Source organism: Exiguobacterium sp. SH4S7 (assembly GCF_004336795.1).
GTDB classification, from domain to species: Bacteria; Bacillota; Bacilli; order Exiguobacteriales; family Exiguobacteriaceae; genus Exiguobacterium; species Exiguobacterium aurantiacum_A.
Genome location: NZ_SJUT01000005.1, coordinates 202,197 through 211,056 on the forward strand (window position 1 = coordinate 202,197; position 8,860 = coordinate 211,056).

At 54.7% G+C, this 8,860-nt stretch carries 9 protein-coding genes, 1 rRNA gene and 1 riboswitch; all 10 genes read right to left on the reverse strand.

The window, feature by feature from the left end; translation table 11 throughout:
- Nucleotides 1–7 precede the first annotated feature (7 nt).
- Nucleotides 8–1,417 (reverse strand): amidophosphoribosyltransferase, encoded by a 1,410-nt coding sequence (gene purF / locus EVJ29_RS11135; protein WP_131444204.1) that lies wholly within the window; start codon nt 1,415–1,417, stop codon nt 8–10.
- Entirely contained in the window at nt 1,393–3,612 is a 2,220-nt protein-coding gene (purL, locus tag EVJ29_RS11140; RefSeq protein WP_131490671.1) for a phosphoribosylformylglycinamidine synthase subunit PurL, read from the reverse strand. Before purL ends, purF begins: the two co-directional genes overlap by 25 nt.
- The gene (purQ, locus tag EVJ29_RS11145; protein WP_131490672.1) at nt 3,596–4,276 is read right to left on the reverse strand and encodes a phosphoribosylformylglycinamidine synthase subunit PurQ; all 681 of its coding nucleotides are present in this window, start codon (nt 4,274–4,276) and stop codon (nt 3,596–3,598) included. Before purQ ends, purL begins: the two co-directional genes overlap by 17 nt.
- Nucleotides 4,273–4,515, reverse strand: coding sequence for a phosphoribosylformylglycinamidine synthase subunit PurS (gene purS, locus EVJ29_RS11150; RefSeq protein ID WP_016509255.1), 243 nt, complete (start codon nt 4,513–4,515; stop codon nt 4,273–4,275). The genes purQ and purS overlap by 4 nt, the downstream gene beginning before the upstream one ends.
- Nucleotides 4,512–5,216, reverse strand: coding sequence for a phosphoribosylaminoimidazolesuccinocarboxamide synthase (gene purC / locus EVJ29_RS11155; RefSeq protein ID WP_131465790.1), 705 nt, complete (start codon nt 5,214–5,216; stop codon nt 4,512–4,514). Before purC ends, purS begins: the two co-directional genes overlap by 4 nt.
- 48 nt (nt 5,217–5,264) lie before the next feature.
- Complete coding sequence (gene purB, locus EVJ29_RS11160; RefSeq protein WP_070328800.1) at nt 5,265–6,557, reverse strand: adenylosuccinate lyase; 1,293 nt, start codon at nt 6,555–6,557, stop codon at nt 5,265–5,267.
- A complete protein-coding gene (gene purK, locus EVJ29_RS11165; RefSeq protein ID WP_070328799.1) occupies nt 6,554–7,648 on the reverse strand; it encodes a 5-(carboxyamino)imidazole ribonucleotide synthase in 1,095 nt (364 codons plus the stop codon). The genes purB and purK overlap by 4 nt, the downstream gene beginning before the upstream one ends.
- A complete protein-coding gene (gene purE, locus EVJ29_RS11170; protein WP_131441206.1) occupies nt 7,648–8,136 on the reverse strand; it encodes a 5-(carboxyamino)imidazole ribonucleotide mutase in 489 nt (162 codons plus the stop codon). The genes purK and purE overlap by 1 nt, the downstream gene beginning before the upstream one ends.
- Before the next feature lie 69 nt (nt 8,137–8,205).
- Nucleotides 8,206–8,307, reverse strand: a riboswitch (purine riboswitch).
- 141 nt (nt 8,308–8,448) lie between these two features.
- The gene (locus EVJ29_RS11175; protein ID WP_034809046.1) at nt 8,449–8,640 is read right to left on the reverse strand and encodes an NETI motif-containing protein; all 192 of its coding nucleotides are present in this window, start codon (nt 8,638–8,640) and stop codon (nt 8,449–8,451) included.
- Nucleotides 8,641–8,725: 85 nt separating this feature from the next.
- Nucleotides 8,726–8,841, reverse strand: a 5S ribosomal RNA gene (rrf, locus tag EVJ29_RS11180).
- Between the last annotated feature and the right edge of the window lie 19 nt (nt 8,842–8,860).

The window sequence follows — 8,860 nt, forward strand, 5'->3', positions numbered from 1 at the left end:
GTCCCCCTCAAGCTTTTGTCTCTGTCACAAGTTCCGCCAGTTCAGTTGGATAAAGTCCGGTGAAGCAAGCGGCACACTGCCCGCGCAAGTTTCCTTCGAACGGTCGGCCGATCGCTTCGACCGTACCGTCTAATGTGAGGAACGCTAATGAGTCGGCCCCGATCTCTTGTTTAATCTCTTCGATCGATTTGATGGCCGCGATCAACTCGTCCTTTGATGATGTATCGATACCGTAATAGCACGGATGTTTGATCGGTGGTGACGTGATGCGCACATGTACCTCGGTTGCCCCTGCTTCCCGCAGCAACTTGACGATGCGACGGCTCGTCGTGCCCCGGACGATCGAATCATCGACCATGATGACACGCTTGCCGTTGACAACCCCACGTAGCGCCGACAGCTTCATCTTGACGCCGCGCTCACGCAATTCTTGTGACGGCTGGATGAACGTCCGCCCGACGTAACGGTTTTTGATGAGACCCATCTCGTACGGGATCCCGCTCGCCTCGGCGTACCCGATGGCTGCCGAGATGCTCGAGTCCGGGACACCGGTCACGACATCCGCCTCGACCGGTGCCTCGTTGAACATCTTTTTCCCCATCGCCTTACGGGCCGTATGCACGTTGATCCCGTCGATGATCGAGTCTGGCCGCGAGAAGTAGATGTATTCCATTGAACACATCGCCCGGACCGCTGCTTCACTGTAACGTTCTGAGACGATCCCGTCTTTCGTGATCATCAACAGTTCGCCCGGTTCGACGTCACGTACGTACGTCGCCCCCACGACGTCGAACGCGCACGTCTCTGAAGCGAACACGAACGCCCCGTCTTCAGTCTTTCCGAGCGAGAGTGGACGCAAACCATGGACATCGACGCCGACGTAGAGCGCGTCTTCCGTCAAGAAAAGAAACGCGAACGCGCCGACGAGACGCGCCAAGCTGTCCGAGATCCGCTCTTTCAACGAGTTGCCGCGGCTCCGTTTGATTAAGTGGGCGACGACTTCCGTGTCAGACGTCGTCTGAAAGATCGCCCCTTCCGCCTCGAGCATATGCTTCAACTCGTTGGCGTTGACGAGGTTGCCGTTATGCGCCATCGCAAGGTCCCCGGTGAGCGATTTGAAATGGAGCGGTTGGACGTTCTCAAGCGTGTTGCCGCCCGCGGTCGAATAACGGACGTGACCGATGGCGTGATGTCCCGTGAGGGCATCGAGCGACGGTTCGTCGAACACTTCGGCGACGAGACCGAGCCCGCGTTTCGCGTGCAGGCGCTCGCCGTCAGCCGTGACGATGCCCGTCCCTTCCTGACCTCGGTGTTGCAGGCTGTGCAGTCCGTAGTAGGCGAGGTGTGACGCTTCGTGGTGATTGAACACCCCGAACACCCCACACTCCTCGTTCATGCCTCGGATGTCATATAACATGGAATAGCTCCTTCCCATACACGTTCAAGTTCAGTGACGTCCATTTCAATTAACCGATCGCTCGAGCGGACCGTCAGTTGCGCCGCTTCGGTCACTTGACCGATTCGTGTCGCGTTCGTCAGTTTGGCGAACGTGTCCGCGTGAATTGGCGCGACCGTGACGAGGAAGCGCGACTGTGACTCGCTGAACAGTGTCGTCACGAGATCCGTGTCGACGCTGACGTCTGCACCGAGCCCCGTTCCGAACACGAGCTCAGGAAGTGCCGCTGCTAAGCCACCTTCTGAGACGTCGTGAGCTGCCGTGACGAGTCCTTGACGAATTGCCGTGAGCAGAGATTGCTGGTGACGGCTCTCGATCTCGAGGTCGAGCGTCGGTGCTTGTCCGCTCACTTTTCCGTCTTGCAACATTTGTAGCGCACTGCCGCCAAATTCAGGCTTCGTATCGCCGAGAAGGAAGATGACATCTCCCGCTGTCTTGGCGTGTGACGTCGTGATATGTTCCGGTTTCGTGATCAAACCGACCATGCCGACGACCGGTGTCGGGTAGATCGCCGTTCCGTTCGACTCGTTATAAAGCGAGACGTTCCCGCCGATGACCGGTGTGTCGAGTGCTAAACACGCCTCGGCCATACCTTCGACGGCTTGGTCGAGCTGCCAGAACCCTTCCGGTTTGTCCGGACTCCCAAAGTTCAGGCAATCGGTGAGCGCAAGTGGCTCGGCACCGCTCGCGATGATGTTGCGCGCCGCTTCAGCGACTGCGATGGCACCGCCGACGCGCGGGTCGAGGTAGACATACTTCGCGTTACAGTCGGTCGTCATCGCGAGCGACTTGTCCGTGTCACGGATTCGGATGACGGCCGCGTCGCTACCTGGTGCGACGACGGTCGACGTTTGGACCATATGGTCGTATTGCTCGTACACCCAGCGTTTCGAAGCAATCGTCGGCATCGCGAGGACATCTTTCCACGTCGCGAGCACGTCTGTGACGACCGGTTGAACCGGCGCCATCGCTTGGAACGCCTCGTAGTATGCTGGAACTTTTGACGGTTTATGGTAGACTGGCGCATCTTCCGCGAGCGCGTCGACCGGCACTTCAGCGGCTACTTCGCCGTGATGGACGAGACGGAGCACTTTCTGTTCGATGACTTCGCCGATCTTGATCGCATGAAGTCCCCACTTCGTGACGATCGCTTCGATCTCATCTTCGTGTCCTGCCTTGACGACGAGGAGCATCCGTTCTTGTGACTCGGACAACATCATCTCGTAAGGCGTCATATCCGCCTCACGTTGTGGGACGAGGTCGAGGTTCATCTCGATACCCATGCCCGCTTTCGATGCCATCTCAGCCGAAGACGACGTCAGACCGGCCGCACCCATGTCTTGAATGCCGACGAGGGCCGGATGTTTGATGACTTCAAGACACGCCTCGATCAACAACTTCTCCATGAACGGGTCGCCGACTTGGACGGCCGGACGTTTCTCATCGGCGTCTTCGCCGAGCTCTTCAGAGGCGAACGTGGCGCCGTGAATGCCGTCGCGTCCCGTTGTCGCCCCGACGTACATGACCGAGTTGCCGACCCCCTCGGCGATCCCTTTTTGAATGTCTTCGTGGCGGATGAGACCGACACACATCGCGTTGACGAGCGGGTTGCCGGCGTAGGCCGGGTCGAACGCGACTTCTCCGCCGACCGTTGGGATGCCGACACAGTTGCCGTAGCCGGCGATGCCGGAGACGACGTGGCCGAAGAGATGTTTCACACGTGATTCGTTCAAATCTCCGAAGCGGAGCGAGTTGAGGAGTGCGACCGGACGTGCGCCCATCGAGAAGATGTCGCGGATGATCCCGCCGACACCTGTCGCCGCACCTTGATACGGCTCGATGGCCGACGGGTGGTTATGGCTCTCGATTTTGAAGGCGACCGCCTGACCATCGCCGATATCGACGATTCCAGCTCCTTCACCGGGTCCTTGAAGGACGTGTTTTCCGGTCGTCGGGAATTTACGGAGCACTGGCTTCGAGTTTTTGTACGAACAGTGTTCAGACCACATGACCGAGAATAAACCGATCTCGGTGTAGTTCGGGTCACGGCCTAAGAGCGAGACGACGAGTGCGTATTCGTCGTCAGTGAGCCCCATTGTGGCATACAGTCTTTGTTCACGGATGTGCGTCGCTGTCGGTTCAGTTGTAAGTAACATGTCGTGTCCCCCATTTTACAATCGAAGTGAATAACCGTTTGCCGTCTTCTCCGCCGAGCATCGCCTCGACCGCTCGTTCCGGGTGCGGCATCATGCCGAGCACGTTTCCTTGTGCGTTCGTGATGCCCGCGATGTTCGCGACCGATCCGTTCGGGTTGTCTGTGTAGGTGAAAGCGATCTGGCCATTCGTTCGCAGTGTCTCAAGTGTTTCTTCGTCACAGTAGTAGTTGCCTTCTCCATGTGCGATTGGGACGCGAATCGTCTCGCCCACCGCATAATCGCTCGTAAACATCGTCTCGTTCGTCTCGACTTTCAGTTCGACCGTCTTGCACATGAACTTCAAATCACGGTTGCGCATCAATACGCCTGGTAGGAGTCCTGCCTCGACGAGCACTTGGAACCCGTTGCAGACGCCGAGTACCGGACGTCCCTCTTCAGCGAATCGCTTCACCTCACTCATGATCGGTGAGAACTGGGCGATCGCGCCGCAACGCAAGTAGTCCCCGTATGAGAACCCGCCTGGTAACAGCACACCATCAAAACCGACAAGTGACGTCTCCGTGTGGAATACATATTCCGCTTCCTCCCCGAGCACGTCTTTGACCGCATGATACATGTCGAGGTCACAGTTTGATCCCGGGAAGACGATGACTGCGAACCTCATGCGAGTACCCCCATCTCGATCCGATAGTTCTCGATGACCGTATTGACGAGCAATTTCTCGCACATGTCACGGACCATCGCCTCGGTCGTCTCGTCTGCGACTTGAAGTTCGATGACTTTACCGATCCGTACCGATTCGACGCCTGCGAAGCCGAGATGCTCGAGTCCGCCTTTGACGGCGACGCCTTGTGGGTCAAGTACACTTTCACGTAATGTCACGTACACGTTTACTTTTTTCATTGGTCAGTTCCCCCTATGCGTGTTAACAATTGGCCGTACGTCTCTGTCAGTGATCCGAGGTCTCTGCGGAACACGTCTTTGTCGAGCTTTTGTTTCGTCTCTTTATCCCACAGGCGACACGTGTCGGGCGAAATCTCATCGGCGAGTATGATCGTGTCATCGAGTTTACCGAACTCAAGTTTAAAGTCGATCAAATCGATACCGTGTCCGTCGAAGAAGTCGAGCAAGACATCATTCACCCACAACCCAAGTTGTCGCAATGTTTCGACTTCTTTGTGTGTGGCGACTTGCAGTAAACGGATATGGTCCTCTGTTAAAAGCGGATCTCCGAGTGCGTCATCTTTATAGTAGAACTCGACGATCGGCGACAACAGCGGCGTCCCTTCTTCCCAGCCGAGCCGTTTAGCGAGACTCCCTGCGGCGACGTTGCGTACGACGACTTCGAGCGGGATGATGTCGACGCGGCGTACGAGCTGCTCGCGGTCTGACAGTTTCTTGATGAAGTGGGTCGGAATCTTGTTGTCGTGCATGAGCTCGAACAAACGCGTCGTGATGGCGTTGTTCAACACGCCTTTCCCTGCGATCGATTCTTTTTTCTCTCCGTTGAATGCCGTCGCGTCATCTTTATAGTAGACACGGAGCACACCTTGTTCTTCTGTCTCGTATAACGCTTTCGCCTTACCTTCGTAGATTGCTTCCATCTGTATCGTCCCCCTTTAAAGTGAGAGGGGCATAGCGCCCCTCAACGATCACAAACCACAGCGTTCAAAGATTGTATCGACACGACGTACGTGATGGCTTGGGTCGAACAAGTCATCGAGCTCGTCACTCGTGAAGAGTGCGCCCATCTCGGCATCTTGTTCGATCAACGTCCGGAACATTGTCTCTTCTTCCCACGCTTGCATCGCTTTCGGTTGGACCGCGTCATAAGCGGCTTCACGTGACCAGCCTTTCTCGATCAAGGCGAGCAGGATGCGTTGCGAGAAGATGATGCCGAACGTCCGGTCCATGTTGCGGCGCATGTTCTCCGGGAACACCGTCAAGTTCTTCACGATGTTGCCGAAGCGGTTGAGCATGTAGTTCAGAAGGCCGGTCGCGTCCGGGAGGATGATCCGTTCCGCTGACGAGTGCGAGATATCGCGTTCGTGCCAAAGCGGGACGTTCTCATATGCCGTCACCATGTGACCGCGAATCACGCGGGCGAGTCCCGTCATGTTCTCCGAACCGATCGGGTTACGTTTATGCGGCATCGCCGACGAACCTTTTTGGCCTTTGGCGAAAAACTCTTCGACCTCACGTGTCTCTGTCTTTTGAAGGCCGCGGATCTCGGTCGCCATTTTCTCGATGGATGTGGCGATCAAAGCAAGCGTCGACATGTACTCGGCGTGGCGGTCACGCTGTAACGTCTGTGTCGAGATCGGGGCTGCTTGAATCCCTAACTTGTCACACACATACGACTCGATGAACGGGTCGATGTTTGCGAACGTTCCGACGGCGCCGCTCATTTTTCCAAACTCGATCGTCTCGCGTGCGGCCATGAACCGTTTCTTGTTTCGCTTCATCTCTTCGTACCAGAGTGCGAGTTTCAAACCGAACGTCGTCGGTTCTGCGTGGACTCCGTGTGTACGACCCATCATGATGTCATATTTGTGGGCTTTCGCTTTCTCGGCGAGGATGTCGATGAAGCGATCGATATCGGCTTCAAGGATGTCATTCGCTTGTTTGATCAAGTACGATAGCGCCGTATCGACGACATCAGTCGACGTGAGACCGTAATGGACCCATTTCTTCTCGTCTCCGAGCGTCTCTGAGACGGCCCGTGTGAAGGCGATGACGTCATGGCGCGTCTCCTGCTCGATCTCAAGGATACGCTCGACATCGAATGATGCCTTGTCCCATAATACGTTGACGTCCTCTTTCGGGATGACGCCTAGTTCGCTCCACGCCTCGCAAGCATAAAGCTCTACTTTGAGCCATGCATCAAACTTGTTCTCATCTGTCCAAATCGCCGCCATCTCGGGACGGGTGTAACGTGAAATCATAAAACGGTCTCCTTCCAAATTGCCAGTTGTTCGATGGTGTGAAGCGCGTCCTCGACGGTACTGCCGAGCACGTTCAAGTGCCCCATTTTCCGTCCGGGTTTCGCTTCTTCTTTTCCATACAGATGTAGTTTAACATTCGATGGTAACGTTTGTGGGTTCACTTTATCCATATGTTCGCCGAGCAGATTGACCATGACGACCGGTGTGTACTGTGTCGTCCGTCCGAGTGACATGCCTGTAATCGCGCGGATGTGTTGTTCGAACTGTGACGTCTCGCATGCATCAAGCGTATAGTGTCCTGAATTGTGAGGACGTGGCGCGAGCTCATTCACGTATAGCTCGCCGTCTTCCATCACGAATAGTTCGACGGCTAGCGTACCGATCAATCCAACATGGTCAGCGAGCTGAAGTGCTAAATGGCGCGCATCTTCTAGAATGTCCATGTCGAGCCGGGCCGGAACGATCGATAAATGTAAGATGTTATTTTGATGGATGTTTTCACTGATTGGGAATGTTGTCGTCTCATGTGCGCCTCTCGTCACGATGACCGAGATTTCTTTTCGGAATGGCAACCACGCCTCGGCGACATATTCATCTTCATTGAACTGTTCTATGAACGCGCGTACGTCCTGTGATGTCCGGAGCACGGTTTGCCCTTTCCCGTCATAACCGAAGCGGCATGTTTTGATTACCAATGGGAGTCCTAGCAAATCTTCGGCCCGGTAAACGTCCCGTACCGATCGGACCGGCACGTAAGGTGCGACATGCAATCCGGCCGCCTCGATCATCTGTTTTTCGAACAGACGATGCTGCGTCGCTGTTAACACGTCCATCCCTTGCGGACATTTATCGGCAATCGCCTCAATCATCGCTGAGTCGATATTTTCAAATTCGTACGTGACGATGTCCGAACGGCCTGCTAGTTCTTTTGCCGCTGAGATGTCGTCGAACCCGGCGACGATACTCGGTGCGACTTGTGCTGCCGGAGCCGTCGGGTTCGGGTCGAGACTGAGCGTCTCGTAACCCATTGCGCTCGCACTGAGTGACATCATCCGCCCTAACTGTCCTCCGCCTAATATCCCGATTCTCATTAGACGAGTTCCTCCGTTCCGCGCAGCGCCATGTCTCGTTTTTGTTGACGATACGTTTCTAGACGATCGATGACTTCAGGGAATTGAAGACTGAGAATTTGAGCGGCAAACAGTCCGGCGTTTGTCGCTCCGGCTTTTCCGATGGCGACCGTTGCGACAGGAACACCTGCTGGCATCTGAACGATTGACAGTAACGAATCAAGTCCGTTCAGTGCTTTCGATTGAATCGGGACTCCGATGACCGGAAGCGTCGTCTTCGCTGCTACCATACCCGGAAGGTGGGCCGCCCCGCCTGCACCGGCGATGATGACGTGTATCCCTCGTTCCCGAGCCGCTTCGGCGTATTGGAACATCAAGTCCGGCGTTCGATGCGCGGAGACGACTTGTTTTTCGTATGGAATGTCTAACTCTTCTAGCGCGTCGCACGCATGCTTCATCGTCTCCCAGTCAGAAGAACTTCCCATGATCACACCTACTGTTGCCTTCACATCAACGTCCCCCTTAAATAAAGAAATCCCTAAACTGATTAAACAGTTTAGGGTATAGGCCATGACAAAAAAATGTCGGCTATACCCCATAGTCTGATCAGAATCGGTGATCAGGTAGAAACTTGCAAGCCATTTCCTTGCGATTATATGGAGCAATATTTGATTTTCTTAACTCACAAGCCTATCGTACCTTGTTCTTTGAAAACATGTCAACAAACAGCGAACAATTTAATTGTCTGAATATTTATCGTTCGTCTTTACGATGTTTTTACAAAAACAAAAAAACCGCCACGCATTCGTGACGGTTTGGCATTATGGTTTGAGAGCGACGCACTCAAATAAGATTGATTGATGAGAATGAACAGGTTCGTCTTTGGTTCCCGTTTTTTCAAAGACAGGCTTTTCAATCCTTCGTACCGGGCGATACCCCATTTGAGCGATTCGGTCTAAACACTCACCGACTGTCTCGTTTGGCTCGACGTATACTTTGATTTTCTTGGCCATCTGTTATTCCTCTCCTTCATTTGAGTCACGATACAAAATACAAAAAAGCGGCGGCCCTTGAGCGAATGCTCCAGAACCACCGTTTGCCTGGCGACGTCCTATCCTCACAGGGGGAGACCCCCAACTACTTTCGGCGCTGAAGCGCTTAACTTCCGTGTTCGGCATGGGAACGGGTGTGGCCGCTTCGCTATCGCCACCAGACAAGGGATTGTTCCCTGAA